18 protein-coding genes are annotated in these 19,639 nt (G+C 70.3%); 11 read left to right on the top strand and 7 right to left on the bottom strand.

Annotated elements, in window-relative coordinates; all coding sequences use genetic code 11:
• Positions 1-10 precede the first annotated feature (10 nt).
• From uvrC to AC4BGB_RS01870, 10 genes are all read left to right on the top strand, one after another.
• A complete protein-coding gene (gene uvrC / locus AC4BGB_RS01915) occupies positions 11-1,990 on the top strand; it encodes an excinuclease ABC subunit UvrC (RefSeq protein WP_490544275.1) in 1,980 nt (659 codons plus the stop codon).
• Positions 1,990-2,865, top strand: coding sequence for an RNase adapter RapZ (rapZ, locus tag AC4BGB_RS01910; RefSeq protein WP_490544274.1), 876 nt, complete (start codon positions 1,990-1,992; stop codon positions 2,863-2,865). Before uvrC ends, rapZ begins: the two co-directional genes overlap by 1 nt.
• 3 nt (positions 2,866-2,868) lie before the next feature.
• Positions 2,869-3,819, top strand: a complete 951-nt coding sequence (locus AC4BGB_RS01905; protein ID WP_490544273.1) for a gluconeogenesis factor YvcK family protein — start codon at positions 2,869-2,871, stop codon at positions 3,817-3,819.
• Positions 3,820-3,828: 9 nt separating this feature from the next.
• Positions 3,829-4,815, top strand: coding sequence for a DNA-binding protein WhiA (gene whiA / locus AC4BGB_RS01900; RefSeq protein ID WP_490544272.1), 987 nt, complete (start codon positions 3,829-3,831; stop codon positions 4,813-4,815).
• 57 nt (positions 4,816-4,872) lie between these two features.
• On the top strand, positions 4,873-5,877 hold the full coding sequence (gap, locus tag AC4BGB_RS01895; RefSeq protein ID WP_490544271.1) for a type I glyceraldehyde-3-phosphate dehydrogenase: 1,005 nt from the start codon (positions 4,873-4,875) through the stop codon (positions 5,875-5,877).
• A 15-nt stretch (positions 5,878-5,892) separates the two neighbouring features.
• Positions 5,893-7,101, top strand: a complete 1,209-nt coding sequence (locus AC4BGB_RS01890; protein ID WP_490544270.1) for a phosphoglycerate kinase — start codon at positions 5,893-5,895, stop codon at positions 7,099-7,101.
• A gap of 10 nt (positions 7,102-7,111) precedes the next feature.
• Complete coding sequence (gene tpiA, locus AC4BGB_RS01885; protein WP_490544269.1) at positions 7,112-7,912, top strand: triose-phosphate isomerase; 801 nt, start codon at positions 7,112-7,114, stop codon at positions 7,910-7,912.
• A 42-nt stretch (positions 7,913-7,954) separates the two neighbouring features.
• Positions 7,955-8,191: a preprotein translocase subunit SecG gene (secG, locus tag AC4BGB_RS01880; RefSeq protein ID WP_490544268.1), complete on the top strand. Its 237-nt coding sequence runs from the start codon at positions 7,955-7,957 to the stop codon at positions 8,189-8,191.
• 27 nt (positions 8,192-8,218) lie between these two features.
• Entirely contained in the window at positions 8,219-8,578 is a 360-nt protein-coding gene (locus AC4BGB_RS01875) for an RNA polymerase-binding protein RbpA (protein ID WP_490544267.1), read from the top strand.
• Positions 8,579-8,920: 342 nt separating this feature from the next.
• The gene (locus tag AC4BGB_RS01870; RefSeq protein ID WP_490544266.1) at positions 8,921-9,700 is read left to right on the top strand and encodes a type IV toxin-antitoxin system AbiEi family antitoxin; all 780 of its coding nucleotides are present in this window, start codon (positions 8,921-8,923) and stop codon (positions 9,698-9,700) included.
• 53 nt (positions 9,701-9,753) lie between these two features.
• On the opposite strand, the gene pgl is transcribed toward AC4BGB_RS01870, so the two are convergent.
• From pgl to tkt, 6 genes are read right to left on the bottom strand one after another with little or no spacing between them, the layout of a single operon-like run.
• Complete coding sequence (pgl, locus tag AC4BGB_RS01865) at positions 9,754-10,473, bottom strand: 6-phosphogluconolactonase (RefSeq protein WP_490544265.1); 720 nt, start codon at positions 10,471-10,473, stop codon at positions 9,754-9,756.
• Positions 10,470-11,378: a glucose-6-phosphate dehydrogenase assembly protein OpcA gene (locus tag AC4BGB_RS01860; RefSeq protein ID WP_490544264.1), complete on the bottom strand. Its 909-nt coding sequence runs from the start codon at positions 11,376-11,378 to the stop codon at positions 10,470-10,472. Before AC4BGB_RS01860 ends, pgl begins: the two co-directional genes overlap by 4 nt.
• Positions 11,379-11,427: 49 nt before the next feature.
• Positions 11,428-12,996, bottom strand: a complete 1,569-nt coding sequence (gene zwf, locus AC4BGB_RS01855; RefSeq protein WP_490546770.1) for a glucose-6-phosphate dehydrogenase — start codon at positions 12,994-12,996, stop codon at positions 11,428-11,430.
• Between the two features lie 11 nt (positions 12,997-13,007).
• Positions 13,008-14,645: a phosphoglucose isomerase-related protein gene (locus AC4BGB_RS01850; protein WP_490544263.1), complete on the bottom strand. Its 1,638-nt coding sequence runs from the start codon at positions 14,643-14,645 to the stop codon at positions 13,008-13,010.
• Positions 14,642-15,757 carry a transaldolase gene (tal, locus tag AC4BGB_RS01845; RefSeq protein WP_490544262.1) on the bottom strand — a complete coding sequence of 372 codons (1,116 nt, stop codon included), beginning with the start codon at positions 15,755-15,757 and terminating at the stop codon, positions 14,642-14,644. Before tal ends, AC4BGB_RS01850 begins: the two co-directional genes overlap by 4 nt.
• A 41-nt stretch (positions 15,758-15,798) precedes the next feature.
• Positions 15,799-17,919: a transketolase gene (gene tkt, locus AC4BGB_RS01840; protein ID WP_490544261.1), complete on the bottom strand. Its 2,121-nt coding sequence runs from the start codon at positions 17,917-17,919 to the stop codon at positions 15,799-15,801.
• 209 nt (positions 17,920-18,128) lie between these two features.
• Here tkt and AC4BGB_RS01835 point away from each other — a divergent pair, with 209 nt between their 5' ends.
• Positions 18,129-19,070, top strand: a complete 942-nt coding sequence (locus AC4BGB_RS01835; protein ID WP_490544260.1) for a heme o synthase — start codon at positions 18,129-18,131, stop codon at positions 19,068-19,070.
• A gap of 9 nt (positions 19,071-19,079) precedes the next feature.
• On the opposite strand, the gene AC4BGB_RS01830 is transcribed toward AC4BGB_RS01835, so the two are convergent.
• Positions 19,080-19,631 carry a hypothetical protein gene (locus AC4BGB_RS01830; RefSeq protein WP_490544259.1) on the bottom strand — a complete coding sequence of 184 codons (552 nt, stop codon included), beginning with the start codon at positions 19,629-19,631 and terminating at the stop codon, positions 19,080-19,082.
• Positions 19,632-19,639: the final 8 nt, after the last annotated feature.

Below are 19,639 nucleotides of genomic sequence, written 5' to 3'. Positions count from 1 at the left end.
GGTTGAGCCCGTGGCCGATCCCTCGACGTACCGTCCGGAGCCGGGGTCCATCCCTACCCAGCCGGGCGTCTACCGGTTCCGCGACAAGGACGGCCGCGTCGTCTACGTCGGCAAGGCGAAGAGCCTGCGGCCGCGGCTCTCGTCGTACTTCCAGGACCTGGCGAACCTGCACCCGCGCACGGCCACGATGGTCACCACCGCGTGCTCGGTGGAGTGGACCGTGGTCGCCACCGAGGTCGAGGCGCTCCAGCTGGAGTACTCCTGGATCAAGGAGTTCGACCCGCGGTTCAACGTCAAGTACCGCGACGACAAGTCCTACCCCTGGCTCGCGATCACCATGAACGAGGAGTTCCCCCGGGTGATGGTGGGGCGGGGTGCGAAGAAGAAGGGCGTGAAGTACTTCGGCCCCTATGGGCACGCCTGGGCGATCCGCGAGACCGTCGACCTGCTGCTGCGGGTCTTCCCGATGCGCTCGTGCAGCAACGGCGTCTTCCGGCGCTCGGAGCAGATCGGCCGCCCGTGCCTGCTCGGCTACATCGACAAGTGCTCGGCGCCGTGCGTCGGGCGGGTCGACGCCGAGGAGCACCGCGCGATCGCCGAGGACTTCGCGGAGTTCATCGGCGGTCGCACCGACTCCTTCGTCAAGCGCGTCGAGCGCGAGATGTACGCCGCCTCCGCGGCCCAGGACTACGAGCGAGCCGCCCGGCTGCGCGACGACCTCGGGGCGCTGAACAAGGCGCTGCAGAAGCAGGCGGTCGTCTTCGGCGACGGCACCGACGCCGACGTGATCGCACTGGCCGAGGACCCGCTCGAGGTGGCGGTGCAGATCTTCCACGTCCGCCACGGCCGGATCCGCGGGCAGCGCGGCTGGGTGGCGGACCGGGTGGAGGACATCGACACCGCCGGCCTGGTCGGGGAGTTCCTCCTCCAGCTCTACGCCGGGGAGGAAGGGGACTCGATCCCGCGCGAGATCCTGGTGCCGGAGATGCCCCCGGACGCGGACACCTTCGAGCAGCTGCTGTCGGAGACCCGGGGGAGCAAGGTCTCGATCCGGGTGCCCCGCCGCGGCGACAAGCGCGCGCTGCAGGAGACCGTCGCCAAGAACGCCGCCCAGTCGCTCGCGCTGCACAAGACCAAGCGCGCCAGCGACCTCACCGTCCGCAACCAGGCGCTGGAGGAGATCCAGGAGGCGCTCGACCTGCCCTCCGCCCCGCTGCGCATCGAGTGCTACGACGTCTCGAACCTGCAGGGCACCGAGGTGGTGGCCTCGATGGTGGTCTTCGAGGACGGGTTGCCCCGCAAGAGCGAGTACCGCCGGTTCGTGATCCGCGGGGTGGACGGCCAGAACGACGTCGCCTCGATGCACGAGGTGATCAGCCGCCGCTTCCGGCGGATGCTCGACGAGCGGATGGACAGCCCCGAGCTGCCCGGCGGGGAGATCGACCGGGACGCGACGGCCGGCCCGATGCTGGTGGACCCCGAGACGGGCCGCCCCAGGAAGTTCGCCTACGTCCCCGGCCTCGTCGTCGTCGACGGCGGCCCGCCGCAGGTCGCGGCGGCCCAGCGGGCCCTGGACGAGCTCGGGATCGACGACGTACCGCTGTGCGGCCTGGCCAAGCGGCTCGAGGAGGTGTGGGTGCCGGGGGAGAAGGATCCGGTGATCCTGCCGCGCTCGAGCGAGGGCCTCTACCTGCTCCAGCGGATCCGTGACGAGGCCCACCGGTTCGCGATCACCCACCACCGCTCGCGCCGCTCCAAGACGATGGTGGAGAGCCTGCTGGACGACGTCCCGGGCCTCGGCGAGGTGCGCCGCAAGACACTGATCAAGCACTTCGGGTCACTTCGCAAGCTCAGGACTGCCACTATCGAGCAGATCGCCGAGGTCCCGGGCATCGGGACCCGCACCGCCACGGCGATCTCGGAGGCGGTTTCGCGCTCGCCACGCGGCGCCTCCGTGAACACGGCGACCGGAGAGATCGAGGAGCACTGATGGAGACCCCGCCCGACAAGATCGGCGAGCTCGTGGTGGTGACCGGGATGACCGGGGCCGGGCGAAGCACGGCTGCCAAGGAGCTCGAGGACCTCGGCTACTACGTCGTGGACAACCTGCCCCCCGAGCTCGTCGCCGACCTCGTCCGCCTCGTCGACGACAAGCAGGGCGTCGGTCAGCCGGTGGCGGCGGTGGTCGACGTACGTGCCGGGGTGTTCTTCGAGTCGCTGCGCAAGCAGCTGGCGATGGCGCTCCCGACCCGCCGTACCTCGTTGCTCTACCTGGAGGCCCGCGACGACATCCTGGTTCGCCGCCAGGACGCGGCCCGGCGCCCGCACCCGCTGCAGGGCAGCGGACGCCTGCTCGAGGGAATCGCCCGCGAGCGCAAGGTGATGGCGGACCTGCGCGGCGACGCCGACCTGGTCATCGACACCACCTCACTGAACGTCAACCAGCTCAAGAGCACCGTCGCCCGCGCCTTCGGCACCCGTGAAACCGTCCGGCAGCGGATCACCGTGCTCAGCTTCGGGTTCAAGTACGGCGTCCCGGTGGACGCCGACCTGATGGCCGACATGCGCTTCCTGCCCAACCCGCACTGGGTCCCGGAGCTGCGGGAGCGCACCGGCCTGGAGGCCGACGTCGCGGCGTACGTCCGGGACCGCAAGGACGCCCAGGAGTTCCTGGACCGCTACGTGCCGGTGATCGAGACCGTCGACGCCGGCTACGCGCGCGAGGGCAAGCGCTTCATGACCGTGGCCATCGGCTGCACCGGCGGCAAGCACCGCAGCGTCGCGATGACCGAGGAGATCGTGGCCCGGCTCCGGGCGAGCGGGCTCGAGGCAGAGGCCTCGCACCGCGACCTGGGGCGGGAGTAGTCCTTGAAGCTCTGGTCCACAGAACCCTCCGTCGTCGCGTTGGGTGGCGGGCACGGCCTCGCCGCCTCGCTGACCGCCCTGCGCACCGTGACGACCGACCTCACCGCGGTGGTCACCGTGGCCGACAACGGCGGCTCCTCCGGCAGGCTGCGCGACGAGTTCGGGGTGCTCCCGCCCGGTGACCTGCGGATGGCGCTCGCCGCGCTGTGCGGGGACGACCGGTGGGGCCAGACCTGGGCGCGGGTGCTGCAGCACCGGTTCGAGTCCGAGGGCGAGATGGACGGGCACTCGCTGGGCAACCTGCTCATCGTCACCCTCTGGGAGCTGCTGCCCGACCACGTCGAGGGCCTCGACTGGGTCGCCGGGCTGCTCGGGGCACGGGGACGGGTGCTGCCGATGTCCCTGTCCCCGCTGGACATCACCGCCGAGGTACGCGGCGCGGGGGAGGACCCCGACGAGATATCCACGGCCCGCGGGCAGGTCGAGGTGGCGACGACCACGGGCGAGGTGCTCTCGGTCAGCCTGGTGCCCGAGGACGCCCCGGCGTGCCCGGAGGCCGTCGCGGCCATCCGGGAGGCCGACTGGGTCGTGCTCGGGCCGGGTTCCTGGTACTCCAGCGTGATCCCGCACCTCCTGGTGCCCGAGCTTCGGGAGGCGCTGTGCTCCACCCAGGCCCGGGTGGTCGTCTCGTTGAACCTGGAGCCGGACATGGACGAGACACGGGGCTACGACCTGGCCGACCATCTCGACGTACTCCGGCGGCATGCGCCTGACCTGCGGATCCACACCGTTCTCGCCGATCCGTCCGCGGTGCGAGACAGCGGCCGGCTGCAGGCAACGGTGGCTGCCGCGGGCGCCAGGCTGGAGATCGCGGACGTCGCGTCGGCCGAGCCCGGTGTCCACGACCCGCAAAAACTTGCCGCCACTTATGCGCGTGTCTTCGCGGCGAACTAAGGTGACCGCATGGCGATGACGGCACAGGTGAAAGCAGAACTGGCCAGCACGAAGGTGACCAAGACCTGTTGCAGGAAGGCCGAGGTCTCGGCCATGCTCCGTTTCGCGGACGCACTCCACCTGGTCAACGGCGGCATCGTGGTGGAGGCCGAGCTCGACACCGGGTCCGCCGCACGCCGCATGCGCAAGGACATCGCCGAGGTCTTCGGCCACCAGCCCGAGGTGGTGCTCCTCAAGGGGAGCGGCATCCGGCGCGGCACCCGCTACCTGGTCCGGGTCGCTCGCGAGGGTGAGTCCCTGGCCCGGCAGACCGGCCTGATCGACCAGCGCAACCGTCCCGTCCGTGGCCTGCCGCCCGCCGTCGTCAACGGGTCGGGCTGCGACGCCGTCGCCGCCTGGCGGGGCGCGTTCCTCGCCCACGGCTCGCTCACCGAGCCCGGTCGCTCCAGCTCCCTGGAGGTCACCTGCCCCGGGCCCGAGGCGGCCCTGGCGCTGGTGGGCTCCGCCCGTCGCCTCGGCATCTCCGCCAAGGCCCGCGAGGTACGTGGCGTCGACCGGGTCGTGATCCGCGACGGCGACGCCATCGGCCAGCTCCTCACCAGGCTCGGCGCCCACGAGTCCCTCCTTGCGTGGGAGGAGCGCCGGATGCGCCGCGAGGTCCGCGCCACCGCCAACCGCCTCGCCAACTTCGACGACGCCAACCTGCGTCGGTCCGCACGCGCTGCCGTGGCTGCCGGCGCCCGGGTCGACCGCGCCCTGGAGATCCTCGGCGACGAGATCCCCGACCACCTCCAGCAGGCCGGGCGTCTCCGTCTGGAGCACAAGCAGGCCTCCCTGGAGGAGCTCGGCCAGCTCAGCGACCCGGTCCTGACCAAGGACGCGATCGCCGGCCGGATCCGGCGGCTGCTCGCCATGGCCGACAAGCGTGCCGAGGAGCTCGGCATTCCGGACACGGAGTCGTCACTGACTCCGGAGATGCTCGTAGAAGAGGCTTGACCCGATCACGATAGGGTCGGGACTCAGCCCATTTCTCGTTGACCAGGAGTACCGACTGTGACTGTTCGCGTAGGCATCAACGGCTTCGGCCGCATCGGCCGCAACTTCTTCCGCGCCGTCCACTCCATGGGCGCCGACGTGGAGGTTGTCGCCGCCAACGACCTCGGCGACCTCAAGACGATGGCTCACCTGCTCAAGTACGACTCGATCCTCGGTCGTTTCCCCGAGGAGGTCTCCGTCGCCGACGACGGGATCAAGGTCGGGGACAAGACGATCAAGATCCTGGCCGAGAAGGACCCGGCCGCGCTCCCGTGGGGCGACCTCGGCGTCGACGTGGTGATCGAGTCCACCGGATTCTTCACCGACGCGACCAAGGCGAAGGCGCACATCGACGGCGGCGCCAAGAAGGTCATCATCTCCGCGCCGGCCTCCAACGAGGACATCACGATCGTGATGGGCGTCAACCACGAGGACTACGACACCGACAAGCACCAGGTGATCTCCAACGCCTCGTGCACCACGAACTGCCTCGCGCCGATGGCCAAGGCCATCCACGACGAGTTCGGCATCGTCAAGGGCCTGATGACCACCATCCACGCCTACACCGGTGACCAGAACCTCCAGGACGGGCCGCACAAGGACCTCCGCCGCGCCCGCGCGGCCGCGATCAACCTGGTGCCGACCTCCACCGGCGCCGCCAAGGCCATCTCGCTGGTGCTCCCCGAGCTCAAGGGCAAGCTCGACGGCTACGCCATCCGCGTCCCGGTCCCCACCGGCTCCGCCACCGACCTCACCATCGAGGTCGGCCGCGAGACGACGGCCGAGGAGGTCAACGCCGCGGTCCAGAAGGCCGCCGAGGGTCCCCTCAAGGGCTACCTGAAGTACACGGCCGACCCGATCGTGTCCTCCGACATCGTCACCGACCCGAGCTCCTGCATCTTCGACTCCGGCCTGACCAAGGTGCTCGGCAACCAGGTCAAGGTCGTCGGCTGGTACGACAACGAGTGGGGCTACTCCTGCCGCCTCGTCGACCTGGTCACCCACGTCGGCGCCACCCTCTGATCGGCAGCTGCTGAGATGAGCGCCACCCTCGACGCGCTGGCGAGCCAGCTCGGCGGCTCCGTCTCGGGCAAGCGCGTTCTGGTCCGCTCGGACCTGAACGTGCCTCTCGACGGAGAGAAGATCGGTGACGACGGCCGGATCAGGGCGAGCGTGCCCACGATCCGCGAGCTGTCCGAGGCGGGGGCCCGGGTCGTCGTGATGGCGCACCTCGGCCGCCCCAAGGGGGAGCCCGACCCGAAGTACTCGCTGCGCCCGGTCGCCACTCGGCTCAGTGAGCTGCTCGGCACCGAGGTCTTCTTCGCCACCGACACGGTGGGGGAGTCGGCCCAGGAGGTCGTCGCCGCCCTCGGGGACGGCGAGGTGGCGTTGCTGGAGAACGTCCGCTTCAACGCGGGCGAGACCAGCAAGGACGCCGCGGAGCGGGGTGCGTTCGCCGACCAGCTCGCCGCCCTCGGTGACGCCTTCGTCAGCGACGGCTTCGGGGTCGTGCACCGCAAACAGGCCAGCGTGTACGACGTGGCGCAGCGGCTGCCGCACGCCATGGGTGGCCTCGTCCGCGCCGAGGTCGAGGTGCTCCAGCGGCTGACGGAGTCGCCGCAGCGGCCCTACGTGGTCGTGCTCGGCGGCTCGAAGGTCAGCGACAAGCTCGCCGTGATCGACAACCTGCTCGGCAAGGCCGACAAGCTGCTGATCGGCGGCGGGATGGTGTTCACCTTCCTCGCGGCCAACGGTCACGAGGTCGGCAACAGCCTGCTGGAGGCCGACCAGGTCGAGACCTGCCGGGAGTACCTCCAGCGGTCCAAGGACACCGGGGTGGAGATCGTGCTGCCCACCGACATCGTGGTGGCCCCCGAGTTCAAGGCCGACGCACCTGCGACCACGGTCGCCGTCGACGCGATCCCGCAGGACCAGATCGGCCTCGACATCGGCCCTGACTCCGCACGGGCCTTCGCCGAGGCGATCGCCGAGGGACGCACGGTGTTCTGGAACGGGCCCATGGGCGTGTTCGAGTTCGAGGCGTTCTCCGGCGGGACCCGGGCGGTCGCCCAGGCGCTGACCGAGGTCGACGGCCTGTCCGTGGTCGGCGGTGGCGACTCCGCGGCCGCCGTACGCCAGCTCGGGTTCGCCGACGACGCGTTCGGCCACATCTCCACCGGAGGAGGGGCCAGCCTGGAGTACCTCGAGGGCAAGAACCTCCCCGGTATCGACGTACTGACCGACTGAGAGAAGGACCATGCCCAAGCACTCCCGGACGCCCCTGATGGCCGGCAACTGGAAGATGAACCTGAACCACCAGGAAGCAGTCGTCCTGGTGCAGAAGCTCACCTGGACGCTGTCGGACAAGAAGCACGACTACTCCAAGGTCGAGGTCGTGGTGATTCCGCCGTACACCGACCTGCGCAGCGTGCAGACGATGGTCGACGGGGACCGGCTCCAGCTGAAGTACGGCGCCCAGGACGTCTCGCAGCACGACCAGGGCGCCTACACCGGCGAGGTCTCGGCGGCGATGCTGGCCAAGCTCGGCTGCTCCTACGTGTGCGTGGGCCACTCGGAGCGTCGTGAGCACCACGGTGAGGACGACGCGCTGGTCAACGCCAAGGCGCACAAGGCGCTCGCCGCGGGGATGACCCCGATCGTGTGCGTGGGTGAGGGTCTCGAGGTCCGCCAGGAGGGCCGCCAGGTCGAGTACACCCTCGCCCAGGTCGACGGCTCCCTCGCCGGGTTCACCGCCGAGCAGCTGGCTGGTCTCGTGGTCGCCTACGAGCCGGTCTGGGCGATCGGGACCGGCGAGGTCGCCACCCCCGACGACGCCCAGGAGGTCTGCTCCGCGATCCGTGCGCGCGTCGCCGAGACCGCGGGCGAGGAGGCGGCTGCCGGCCTCCGGATCCTCTACGGCGGCTCGGTGAAGGCGAACAACGTGGGCGGGATCATGCAGCAGCCCGACGTCGACGGCTGCCTCGTCGGCGGCGCCAGCCTGCAGCCGGAGGAGTTCGGCGGCATCTGCCGGTTCTATGACATGCCAGTTCTCAGCTGACCGGTGCCTGTGATGTGCGCCGGGTGTTGTTAGGCTCACCCCGTGGTTATCGTCTTCGAGGTCCTGCTCGTGATCACGAGCCTGCTGCTGATCCTGCTCGTGCTGCTGCACAAGGGGCGCGGTGGCGGGCTCTCCGACATGTTCGGTGGCGGCGTCTCCAGCGGCCTCGGCGGATCCTCGGTGGCTGAGCGGAACCTCGACCGGATCACGGTGGGCATCGGCCTGGTGTGGTTCGCGTGCGTCGTCGGGCTCGGGCTCCTGCTCAAGACCACCAACTGATCCTCAACGGCTCGAAGGAGACACAGCGTGGCAGGCGGAGGAAGCGCCATCAGAGGCAGCCGTGTCGGAGCCGGGCCCATGGGCGAGGCGGAGCGCGGCGACGCGGCCCCGCGCCAGAACGTCACGTACTTCTGCTCCAACGAGCACCGCACCATGATCGCGTTCGCGGTCGAGGCCACGGCTCCGGCCACCTGGGACTGCCCGCGCTGCGGCCTCCCGGCCAGCCTGGACTCTGACAACCCGCCGCCGGCTCCCAAGATCGAGCCGTACAAGACCCACCTGGCCTACGTGAAGGAGCGCCGCTCCGACGCCGAGGCCAAGCAGATCCTCAACGAGGCCCTCGCCACCCTCCGCGCCCGCCGCAAGAGCGGCGACCTGATCTTCTAGCCCGCCGACCGGGCACAAACGTCGCGCTGTAGCACGCTGAGCGGGCACAAACGTCGCGCGTACGCCGCCGAGCGGGCAGTCCGAGCAGTGCCTGTGGATGACGGGAGCGCGACATCGCTCCTGCGATCCATCATTCCGCTCATGGACATGACATGGCTCGATGACCAAGGCGTCCTTCTCGGCCCGCGCTGCCCGCTTCCACTGGACCGACCCTTCACCCGTGCGCAGGCCCAGGGCCTGGGAGTCTCGCCACATTCCTTGCGGTTCATGTTCGACTGCGGCCTGTTGCGCCGTGTGCTGCACGGCGTCTACGCGACGGTGCAGGCGCCTGACGACCCACTCATGCGCGCGAACGCTCTCGCGCTGGTGATCCCGCCGACCGCCGTGGTCACCGACCGCACGGCTGCCTGGCTGCACGGGATCGACATTCTTCCCCGCACTGCACTCACCCAGGCTCCCCCGATCGACATCGTGCACGTCGACGACACTCGGGTACGCCGCCCGGAGGTCGACGGCCGTCGGCGCGGGCTGATCGCCAGTGACATCACCGTCGTACACGGCATCCGCGTCACCACGGTGGTGCGCACCGCGCTGGACCTGGGTCGACTTCTGTGGCGCTTCGATGCCCTCGGGGCGATCGACGGAGCGCTGCGCCTGGGCGTTCCGCACGAGCTGCTGATGGCCGAGATCGGTCGGTTCCGGGGATTCCGCGGGGTCATCCAGCTGCGCAGGCTGGCGCCGCTCGGCGACGGGCGGTCGGAGTCCCTCGGAGAGTCCGGGCTGCGCCTGCACTGGTATGACGCGGGCCTGCCGAAACCAGAGCTGCAGCACTGGGTCTACGACGACGACGGCGTGCCGATCTACCGGCTGGACATCACTCTTCCCGAGCTCCTCTTCGGCAGTGAGTACGACGGCGAGGAGTTCCACACCGAGCCAGAGGACGTCGAGTACGACGAGAAGCGGCGAGCCTGGCTCTGCGACGAGCGCGGCTGGGAGATCCTGCCGTTCACCAAGGTCGAGGTGTACGGGCGCAATCCGTCTCCGGTGGCACAGCTGCAGGCCGGGTTCGTGGCAGCGCGTCGGTCGACCACGCTGTGGACGCCGCGCCGCCGCACGACGTGACGTTTGTGCCCGCTCGGCGCGCTAGAGCGTGACGTTTGTGCCCGCTCGGCGCGCTAGAGGGCGCTGGCGGCGGGTTCGTCGAGCCACCAGGTGGCGTTGGGGACGGTGATGCCGCGGGCGGGAGTCTCCTGGACGGTGCCCTCGGGGGCCAGGGCGCGGGCCACGGCGTCGGCCTTGCCCTCGCCGGCGACCAGGAACCAGACCTCCTGGGCGCGGTTGAGCAGCGGGAACGTGAGCGTGATCCGCTCCGGGGGCGGCTTGGGGGAGTCGTCGACGCCGACCACGAGCTGGTCCTCGACCTCGAGCTGGGGGAAGCCGGGGAACAGCGAGGCCACGTGGCCGTCGGGGCCGAGCCCGAGGAGGACGAGGTCGAAGTCGCCGTCGAGGTGCTTGCCCACGGTCTCGGCGTACGCCGCCGCGGCCGCGTCGCGGTCAGGGTGGACCTCGTCGGCCGCGGGCATCGCGTGCACGCGCGCCGGGTCCGCCCCGACCACGTCGAGCAGGTCGAGCTCGGCGGCGCGGTCGTTGCGGTCGGTGGAGTCCGCGGGGACGTAGCGTTCGTCGCCCCACCAGAAGTCAACCTGCGTCCAGTCGACGTCGTCGGAGGGCAGCTGTGCTGCGGCGCGGTAGATCTCGTTGGCGATCGTGCCGCCGGTCAGGACGATCGAGGGCACCCTGCCCTGCGCCTGCACCTCCGCGATCCGGGCCACGAGGTGCTCGGCCACGCTGCGGGCGAGGGCATCGGCGGTGGGCAGCACCTTGGTCGTGGTCACAGCGATCCCATCTTCACGAGTCGTCGGGTGGTGGCGGCGTAGATGTCGTCCTCGTCGAGACGGCGCAGCTCCTCGGCCAGCAGCTCGGGGACCGAGCGCCGCTTCAGCGCGACCGGCCGGTCGGGCTGGCCGGGGGAGATGAACTGGGCCAGCTTGCCGTCGGGGCGGCGGATGCGGATGTCTCCGGTCCGGGTCGTGAGCACGACCTCGGTGATCCCCGGGCCCTTGGAGCTCTTCCGGTCCACCTCCACCTTGAGCCGGTCGACGAGCCACGCCACCAGCAGGTCCGCACTGGGGCTGATCCGCTCGGCGGTGACCGAGGCGTGGGTGACCTTGTGCGGGTACTGGTCGAGCGCCGCCGCCAGCAGCGCCCGCCACGGGGTGATCCGGGTCCAGGCGAGGTCGGTGTTGCCCTTGGCGTACGACGAGCACTGGTGGTGCAGCGCCTTGGTCTTGGCCCGGGTCGCGGCCGCGGCGTCGGTGACCCGTCGTTGCGCCAGGGCGCCGAGCGGGTCGGTGGCCGGGTCCTGCGGCGCGTCGGTGGGCCACCACACCGCCACCGGGGAGTCAGGGAGCAGCAACGGGAGTACGACGGACTCGGGGTGCTTGACGACCTCGCCCTGGAGCCGGATGAGCGCGGTCTCCCCGCTCCAGCCGGCACCGGTCCCGACCTGGGCGTTGACGACGGCGGTGCCGCGCCCGTCCCCGAGGATCACGCCGAGGACCCGTGCGGGGTGCTCCTTGGACGCCTCCTGGGCTGCGCGCATCGCCTCGTCCGCGTCGTCTTCGTCCACGACGACGACCAGGGTCATCACCATGCCCATGGCGGGGGAGCCGGCGCGCATCCGGGCCCGGGTGAGCTCCTTGGCGATGCCGGCGGAGTTCGTCGCCTTCAGCTCGATCATCTCGGGCTCCCTGCCTCGTCCAACCGACGGTCCTGCGGCCTGCGCGAGGTCATGGTCGCCGCCAGGTGCGTCCGTCGCGGGCCAGCATCTCGTGGGCGGAGTCGGGACCCCACCGGCCCGAGGCGTACTGCTCGACCTTCACCTTGCCGGCGGCGTCCTGCCTGGCCCAGTGGTCGAGGATCGGGTCCAGGATCTGCCAGGACAGCTCCACCTCACGGTGCTGCGGGAACAGCGGGGGATCGCCGAGGAGCACGTCGAGGATCAGCCGCTCGTAGGCCTCCGGACTGGCCTCGGTGAAGGATCCCCCGTAGGCGAAGTCCATGTTCACGTCGCGGATCTCCATCGCCGTCCCAGGCACCTTGGAGCCGAACCGCATCGTGATGCCCTCGTCGGGCTGGATCCGGAACACCACCGCGTTGTGGGTGAGGTCCTCGGTCGAGGTCTCGGAGAACGGCAGGTGCGGTGCGCGCTTGAACACCAGCGCCACCTCGGTGACCCGCCGGCCCAGCCGCTTGCCGGTGCGCAGGTAGAACGGGACGCCGGCCCACCTCCGGGTCTCGACGTCGAGCCGGATCGCGGCGAACGTCTCGGTGGTCGAGGACCGGGGGATGTCCTCCTCGTCGAGGTAGCCGCCGACCTTCTCGCCGCCGGCCCACCCGGCGGCGTACTGGCCGCGGGCGGTGTAGAGGTCCAGCCGCCGCGGGAGTACGACGGAGGACAGCACCTTCTGCTTCTCGATCCGCAGGCTCTCGGCGTCGAAGGAGACCGGCTCCTCCATCGCCACGAGCGCCATCAGCTGGAGCAGGTGGTTCTGGATCACGTCACGGGCCGCGCCGATGCCGTCGTAGTAGCCGGCCCGGCCACCGATGCCGATGTCCTCGGCCATGGTGATCTGCACGTGGTCCACGTAGTTGGCGTTCCAGATCGGCTCGAACAAGTTGTTGGCGAAGCGCATCGCGAGGATGTTCTGCACCGTCTCCTTGCCGAGGTAGTGGTCGATCCGGAAGACGGCCTCGGGCGGGAACACCTTGTCGATGGCAGCGTTGAGCTCACGCGCCGAGGCCAGATCGTGGCCGAACGGCTTCTCCACCACGAGACGCCGCCAGGAGTCCTCGTCCGGGTCGGTCAGGCCGTGCTCCTGGAGCTGGCCGATCACGTCACCGAAGAACTTGGGCGGGATCGAGAGGTAGAACGCGTGGTTGCCGCGGGTGCCGCGGGCCTCGTCGAGCTCCTTGATCGTGCGGCGCAGGTTGTCGAAGGCCTCGTCGTCGGAGAAGTCCCCCTGCACGAACCGCAGGCCCTCGGCGAGCTGGTGCCACACCTCCTCGCGGAACTCGGTACGGGCGTGGGTGCGCACCGAGTCGTGCACGATCTTCGCGAAGTCCTGGTCCTCCCACTCCCGCCGGGCGTAGCCCACGAGGCTGAACCCCGGGGGCAGCAGGCCACGGTTGGCGAGGTCGTAGATCGCCGGCATCACCTTCTTGCGCGCCAGGTCGCCGGTGACCCCGAACAGCACCATCCCGCTGGGGCCGGCGATGCGCGGCAGCCTCCGGTCCTCCGGGTCCCGCAGGGGGTTGGTCCACACTTCGCGCTGGTTCCCGCTGCCGGCCTCGGCCATGTGGGGCTCCGTCACCCGAGGACCCGACGTACGGCGTCGAGTCCCGCGTCGTGGTCGGTCAGGTGGAGCCGCAGCACGGGGCGTCCGTGCTCGGCCAGTACGGCGGCGTCGCCGATCGCCTGCGCGCTGATGAACGTGGCGAAGCTGAAGGGGCGGTCGGGGATCTCGAGGTCCTCGTGGGGCTGCGTGGTGACCTGCAGGAAGACGCCGACCGGGGGTCCGCCCTTGTGGTACTGCCCGGTGGAGTGCAGGAACCGGGGTCCCCACCCGAACGTGGTCGGCCGCCCGGTGCGCGTGGCCAGGGACTCACGCACTGCGGCGAGGTCCTTGTCCCCGAGCCGGTCGAGGTAGGCCATCACCGCGAGGTAGCCGCGCTCGCCGTCGAGCTGGTCCAGGAGCGTCGCCACGGCCTCGCCCACGGTCGACTCCTCGGAGAGCAGCCCGTCGGTCGCGTAGACCTCGACGGAGCCGTCGGTGAACACCGGCGACGGCTTCTCCCCGCCGCCCTCGAGCATGTCGCGGGCCGCCTGCTTGGCGCTCTCGACGTCGGGCTGGTCGAACGGGTTGATCCCGATCACCCGTCCGGCGATCACCGTGGCGTACTCCCACAGCAACAGCTGGGCACCCAGGGGAGCGCGCACCGCGGCGGCCCAGCCCGAAGCGGGCTGGGTGTCCCGGGCGACTTCGGTGCCGATGGTCACCAGCACCTCGTCGGGGGTGCTCGGGGCGAAGTTGGGTGCGTCCAGGGAAGGTACGACGACCGGCAGGATGCCCTTGCCGTTCTTCCCGGTGGACTCGGCGATCAGCTGCTCGGCCCAGTCCCCGAACCCGGGGATGCCCGAGTTCGAGTCGGCGAGCACGATCTTGTCGGCACCTGCGGTGTTGGCGGCGCCGAGCAGGGCGCCGAGCCGGAGCCCGGGGTTCTCGGGGTCGTCCTCCTCCAGGAAGGACTGCACCGCCTCCGCCTCGTCGAGGAGCCGGCCGATGTCGGCGCCGGCGAGGCCGCTGGGCACGAGGCCGAACGCGGTCAGTGCCGAGTAGCGGCCACCCACGTCGGGGTTGGCGTGGAAGACGCGGTAGCCCGCCTCGCTCGCGGACTGGTCAAGCGGGGAGCCGGGGTCGGTGACCACGATCACGTGGGCGCTCGGCTCGAGGTCCGCGTCGCGGAAGGCCTTCTCGAACGCACGCTTCTGGCTGTCGGTCTCCACGGTCCCGCCGGACTTGCTGGAGATCACCACGATGCTCTCCTCCAGGCGGTCCTGGAGCGCGCGGCGGACGTAGTCAGGGTCGGAGGAGTCCACCACGGTCAGCTCGACGCCGTGCGCGGCACAGATGACCTCCGGTGCCAGCGAGGAGCCGCCCATTCCGCAGAGCACCACGTGTCCCAGGCCGCGGTCGGCGAGCACGTCACGCAGGCCGGTGATCTCCGCGACCAGGTCGCGCGACTCCTGCGCCAGGCCCACCCAGGCGAGCCGCTTGCCGGCCTCGTCGGCGGCCTCGGGCCCCCACAGCGAGGCGTCGCGGGCAGCGATGCCCGACGGGACCCCGGCGGCGACGAGCTCCTCGACGACAGAGTCGAAGGCCGCCGGGTCTCCCGGGGTGAGGAACAGCTCGAAGTCGTCGGCGGCCGACATGCTCCAGCCGCTCACTTACCGGACCCCTCGCGGGCGGCCTCGACGTTCTCCTCGACCGTGCCCAGGAGCTCCTGCCACGACTTCACGAACTTCTCGACGCCCTCCTCCTCGAGGGTGGCGATCACGTCGTCGTAGTCGATGCCCGCCTCGGCCAGGTCGGACATCACCTTGCGGGCGTCGTCGTAGTGCGGACGCACCTGGTCGCCCTTGACCTCACCGTGGTCCTTGACGGCCTGGAGGGTCTTCTCGGGCATGGTGTTGACGGTGTTCTCCACGGCCAGGTCGACGACGTACATCGTGTCGTCGTAGTCGGGGTTCTTCACCCCGGTGGAGGCCCACAGCGGCCGCTGCTTGTTGGCGCCGGCCTGGGCGAGCTTCTCCCAGCGCTCCCCGGAGAAGAACTTCTCGTAGGCCTGGTAGGCCAGTCGCGCGTTGGCGACCCCGGCCTTGCCCTTGAGGTCGTCGTGACCGCCGATCTCGTCGAGGCGGTTGTCGATCTCGCTGTCCACCCGGCTGACGAAGAACGAGGCCACCGAGTGGATCTTGGAGAGGTCCTCGCCGTTCTCCAGCGCCTTCTCCAGCCCGGCGACGTAGGCCTCCATCACGTGGTTGTAGCGCTCGAGGCCGAAGATCAGGGTGACGTTGACACTGATGCCGTCCCCGAGCGCGTCGCTGATCGCGGGCGCGCCCTCGGTGGTCGCCGGGATCTTGATGAAGGTGTTGTGCCGGTCGACCTCCTTCCACAGATCGCGCGCGGACTCCAGGGTGGCGTCGGTGTCGTGCGCCATCTCGGGGGAGACCTCGATCGAGACCCGTCCGTCGACCCCGCCGGTGGACTCGAAGACCGGCATCAGCACGTCGCAGGCGTTGCGGACGTCGGTGGTGGTCAGCCCGAAGACGACCCGGTCCACGTCGGCGCCGTCGGCGACGAGCTCCTTGAGCTGCGCGTCGTAGCGCTCACCCTCGGCCAGCGCCGAGGCGAAGATCGATGGGTTGGTGGTGACGCCCACGACGCTGTCGTTCTTGATGAGCTCGGCGAGGTTGCCGGTCTCGATGCGTTCGCGGGAGAGGTCGTCGAGCCAGATGGAGACCCCTACGTCGGAAAGCTGCTTGAGGTTGTCAGACATGTCGGTACTCCCTGTTCGATGGTGCGGGTGTCGGTTGCCGCTCAGCCGGTGGCCACGCGGATGCTGTCCTCGGCGGCCGCAGCCACCGCTTCGGCGGTGATGCCGAACTCTCGGTAGAGGCGGGCGTAGTCGGCAGAGGCGCCGTAGTGCTCCAGCGAGACGATCCGCCCGTGGTCGCCGACGATCTCGCGCCACCCCTGGGCGACGCCGGCCTCGACGGCGACGCGCGCCTTGAGCGTGGGTGGGATCACGGTCTCCCGGTAGGCGGGCTCCTGCTCGTCGAACCACTCCCGGCACGGCATCGAGACGACGCGCGCCTGCACGCCCTGCTCGGCCAGGATCTCGCGTGCCCGGACGGCGAGCTGCACCTCGGAGCCGGTCCCGACCAGGACCACGTCCGGGGTGCCGTTCTCGGCGTCGAGCAGCACGTAGCCGCCCTTGCGGACGTCGTCGAGACCGGCGAAGCCGTCCTCGCCGCGCGGGAAGACCGGCACGTTCTGCCGGGTCAGGATGATCCCGGCCGGGCGGTCACTGTTCTCGATGATCGCCTTCCAGCACGCCGTGGTCTCGTTGGCGTCGGCCGGGCGTACGACGTCCAGGCCGGGGATCGCGCGCAGGGCGGCGAGGTGCTCGACCGGCTGGTGGGTCGGGCCGTCCTCGCCGAGGCCGATGGAGTCGTGGGTCCACACGTAGGTGACCGGGAGACGCATCAGCGCGGCCAGCCGCACCGCGCCGCGCATGTAGTCGGAGAAGGTGAGGAACGTGCCGCCGAAGACGCGGGTGTCGCCGTGCGCCGCGATGCCGTTCATGATCGCGCCCATGCCGTGCTCACGGATCCCGAAGTGCAGCACCCGACCGGTGTAGGGGTCGGCCTTCCACATCTTCGTGGAGCGTTCCTTGGGGATGAACGAGGCGGCGTCCTCGATGGTGGTGTTGTTGGACCCGGCGAGGTCGGCCGAGCCGCCCCAGAACTCCGGCAGCACGGCGGCGATCTTCTGAATCACCGCGCCCGAGGCCTTGCGGGTGGCCATCCCCTTCTCGTCGGCCGGGAAGCCGGGCAGGTCGGCGTCCCACTTCTCGGGCAGCACGCGGTTCTGCAGCCGGTGCAGGAGCTCCTGGCGCTCCGGGTGCCGCTTGGCCCAGGCGGCGTACTTCTTGTCCCAGTCGCTGTTGTAGGTGACGCCGCGCTCGCGCAGCTGCCGGGTGTGGGCGATCACCTCGGGGGCGATCTCGAAGGTCTGGTCGGGGTCGAAGCCAAGGACCTTCTTGGTCGCGGCGACCTCGGCCTCGCCGAGCGCGGACCCGTGGGCCTCGCCGGTGCCCTGTGCGTTGGGCGCGGGCCAGGCGATGATCGTCTTCAGCACGATGAAGCTGGGCTGGTCGGTGACCTCGGCCGCTGCCTGGATGGCGCGGTGCAGGGCGGGCACGTCCTCCTGGTACTGCTGCCCGCCGTTGGTCCAGTCGACGGTCTGCACGTGCCAGCCGTAGGCCTCGTAGCGCTTGGCCACGTCCTCGGTGAACGCGATGTTGGTGTCGTCCTCGATCGAGATCTGGTTGTCGTCGTAGATCACGGTGAGGTTGCCCAGCTTCTGGGTGCCCGCGATCGAGGAGGCCTCGGAGCTGACGCCCTCCTCCAGGTCGCCGTCGGAGCACAGCACGTAGATCTGGTGGTCGAAGACCGAGTTGCCCGGGGCCGGTCCGGGGTCGAGCATGCCGCGCTGGCGACGGGCGGCCATCGCCATGCCGATCGCGTTGCCGATGCCCTGGCCCAGGGGTCCGGTGGTCGTCTCGACGCCGGCGGTGTGGCCGTACTCGGGGTGCCCGGGGGTCTTGCTTCCCCAGGTGCGCAGCGACTTGAGGTCCTCGAGCTCGAGGCCCCAGCCGCCCAGGAAGAGCTGGATGTAGAGCGTCAGGCTGGAGTGGCCGGCGGAGAGCACGAACCGGTCGCGCGCGATCCAGTCGGGGTTGGCGGGGTCGTGCCGCATCACCTTCTGGAACAGCAGGTACGCCGCCGGAGCGAGGCTCATCGCCGTGCCGGGGTGACCGTTGCCCACCTTTTGCACGGAGTCCATGGCCAGGACCCGCGCGGTGTCCACCGCCCGGTCGTCCAGCTCGGTCCAGTCGAGTCGGGCATCTGTGGGCACGTCGGTGGGTCCTCTCATCGGCTTGAGCGTTGTGTTCGAGCGTAGTGCGCCGGTGCAGTGCAGGTCACGTCGGTCGGGTCGTGGACCGAGACCCCCCGGAGATATGCTCGATCGGGTAGTACCCCGTTCGTGCACCACGATCCAGCTGTCCCCGGGCCCTGAAGGCGAGGCCGCGTGATCTTTCTCGTTCGCACCTCGACGCGCACGCCCGGACGCAGGGACCCCGAATGACCGCAGTTGACTCCGACGTGGCCGTCGGTACGCGCGCTTCCGGGCGCCCGGGGGTCCGCGATGTGGTCGCCGCCTACGTCGGACTGACCAAGCCGCGCGTGATCGAGCTGCTGCTCCTCACCACGGTCCCGGTGATGTTCTTCGCCGAGCGCGGGGTGCCCCCGCTGTGGCTGGTGGTCGCGACCGTGGTCGGCGGCACCCTCTCGGCCGGTGGCGCCAGCGTGCTCAACTGCGTCTACGACCGCGACATCGACGAGCAGATGCGCCGCACCCGTCGCCGCGCGCTGCCTCGCCACATCGTCACTCCGCGGGCCGCCCTGGTCTTCGGGCTGACGCTTGTCGCGCTCTCGACGCTGGTCCTCGGGTTCTTCGTCAACTGGCTCTCCTCCGGCCTCGCGCTCGCGGCGAGCGCGTTCTACCTCTTCGTCTACACGATGGTGCTCAAGCGGCGTACGACGCAGAACATCGTGTGGGGCGGCCTGGCCGGCTGCTTCCCCACACTGATCGGCTGGACTGCGGTGACCAACGAGCTCGCGTGGGCCCCGGTCGTGCTGTTCCTGGTGGTGTTCTTCTGGACTCCGCCGCACACCTGGGCCCTGGCGATGCGCTACCGCGAGGACTACGCCCGCGTCGACGTGCCGATGCTGCCCGTCGTCAAGGACGCGGAGGGTGTCTCGAAGCAGATCGTGGCCTACTCCTGGGTGATGGTGGCCACCTCGCTGCTGCTGTGGCCGGTGGCGGGGACCCACGTCCTCTACCCGATCGCGGCCACCGTTCTGGGCGCCTTCTTCCTGGTCGAGGCCCACCTGATGTGGCGCCGGGCCCGTCGCAGCAACCAGCTCACCGACGTGCGGCCGATGCGGTTGTTCCACTGGTCGAACATGTATCTCTCGCTGCTGTTCGTCGCCGTCGCCCTGGACCCGCTGGTCAAGGGCTGAGGCCGGCGCTCAGGAGCCTGCCAGCGACTCCAGGACGCCCTCGAGCATCTGCTGTCCCCGGGAGATCACCGCGGGCCGGGTCGCCTTGTCGGCGCTGAGCCGCACGGTGACCACCTCGAGACCGCTGACGGCAGCCATCGTGACCGAGCCGGATCCGCCCTCGGCCCCTGCCGCGGCACACGCCTGGTCGGCTCCCTGAGGGGTGAAGCCGGCGACATCGCTCAGCTCTGCCCGGTCGATCGCCTGGCACTGGCTCGTCCACACGTCGTCGGCCGAGATCTCGTCGGAGGCCTGCAACCAGGTCACCACCGCCTGCACCGTCGCCGCGGCGCCGTCCGGGGAGCGCAGCGAGCACGCAGCGGTCGGGTTGCCGGTCGCGTCGCTGTTCGAGCTGGCGACCAACCCCTCCCGGGCCTGCTCGGGGACCGTCGCGCACAGGTCGGCCGGGACGACCGGCTCCAGCGGCTGGAGGGGTTCGGGCTCCGGGGTCCCGCAGCCCGAGGCCAGCAGCAGGGCGGCGAGCACCGTCCCCAGACGAGCATGACGCCGTGCTGTCGCCATCACCCCTC

This window comes from Nocardioides sp. Z30_9 (assembly GCF_058215735.1).
The sequence above is the reverse complement of the archived record's forward strand: the minus strand, read 5'-3'. Positions and strand labels throughout refer to the sequence as shown.

Coding starts and splice junctions, on each gene's coding strand:
- tal (WP_490544262.1), bottom strand. CDS start 15,757: ATGTCTGACAACCTCAAGCAGCTTTCCGACGTAGGGGTCTCCATCTGG.
- AC4BGB_RS01830 (WP_490544259.1), bottom strand. CDS start 19,631: ATGGCGACAGCACGGCGTCATGCTCGTCTGGGGACGGTGCTCGCCGCC.
- zwf (WP_490546770.1), bottom strand. CDS start 12,996: ATGGCCGAGGCCGGCAGCGGGAACCAGCGCGAAGTGTGGACCAACCCC.
- tkt (WP_490544261.1), bottom strand. CDS start 17,919: ATGAGAGGACCCACCGACGTGCCCACAGATGCCCGACTCGACTGGACC.
- whiA (WP_490544272.1), top strand. CDS start 3,829: ATGGCGATGACGGCACAGGTGAAAGCAGAACTGGCCAGCACGAAGGTG.
- tpiA (WP_490544269.1), top strand. CDS start 7,112: ATGCCCAAGCACTCCCGGACGCCCCTGATGGCCGGCAACTGGAAGATG.
- AC4BGB_RS01870 (WP_490544266.1), top strand. CDS start 8,921: ATGCGCGCGAACGCTCTCGCGCTGGTGATCCCGCCGACCGCCGTGGTC.
- AC4BGB_RS01890 (WP_490544270.1), top strand. CDS start 5,893: ATGAGCGCCACCCTCGACGCGCTGGCGAGCCAGCTCGGCGGCTCCGTC.
- AC4BGB_RS01860 (WP_490544264.1), bottom strand. CDS start 11,378: ATGATCGAGCTGAAGGCGACGAACTCCGCCGGCATCGCCAAGGAGCTC.
- AC4BGB_RS01835 (WP_490544260.1), top strand. CDS start 18,129: ATGACCGCAGTTGACTCCGACGTGGCCGTCGGTACGCGCGCTTCCGGG.
- rapZ (WP_490544274.1), top strand. CDS start 1,990: ATGGAGACCCCGCCCGACAAGATCGGCGAGCTCGTGGTGGTGACCGGG.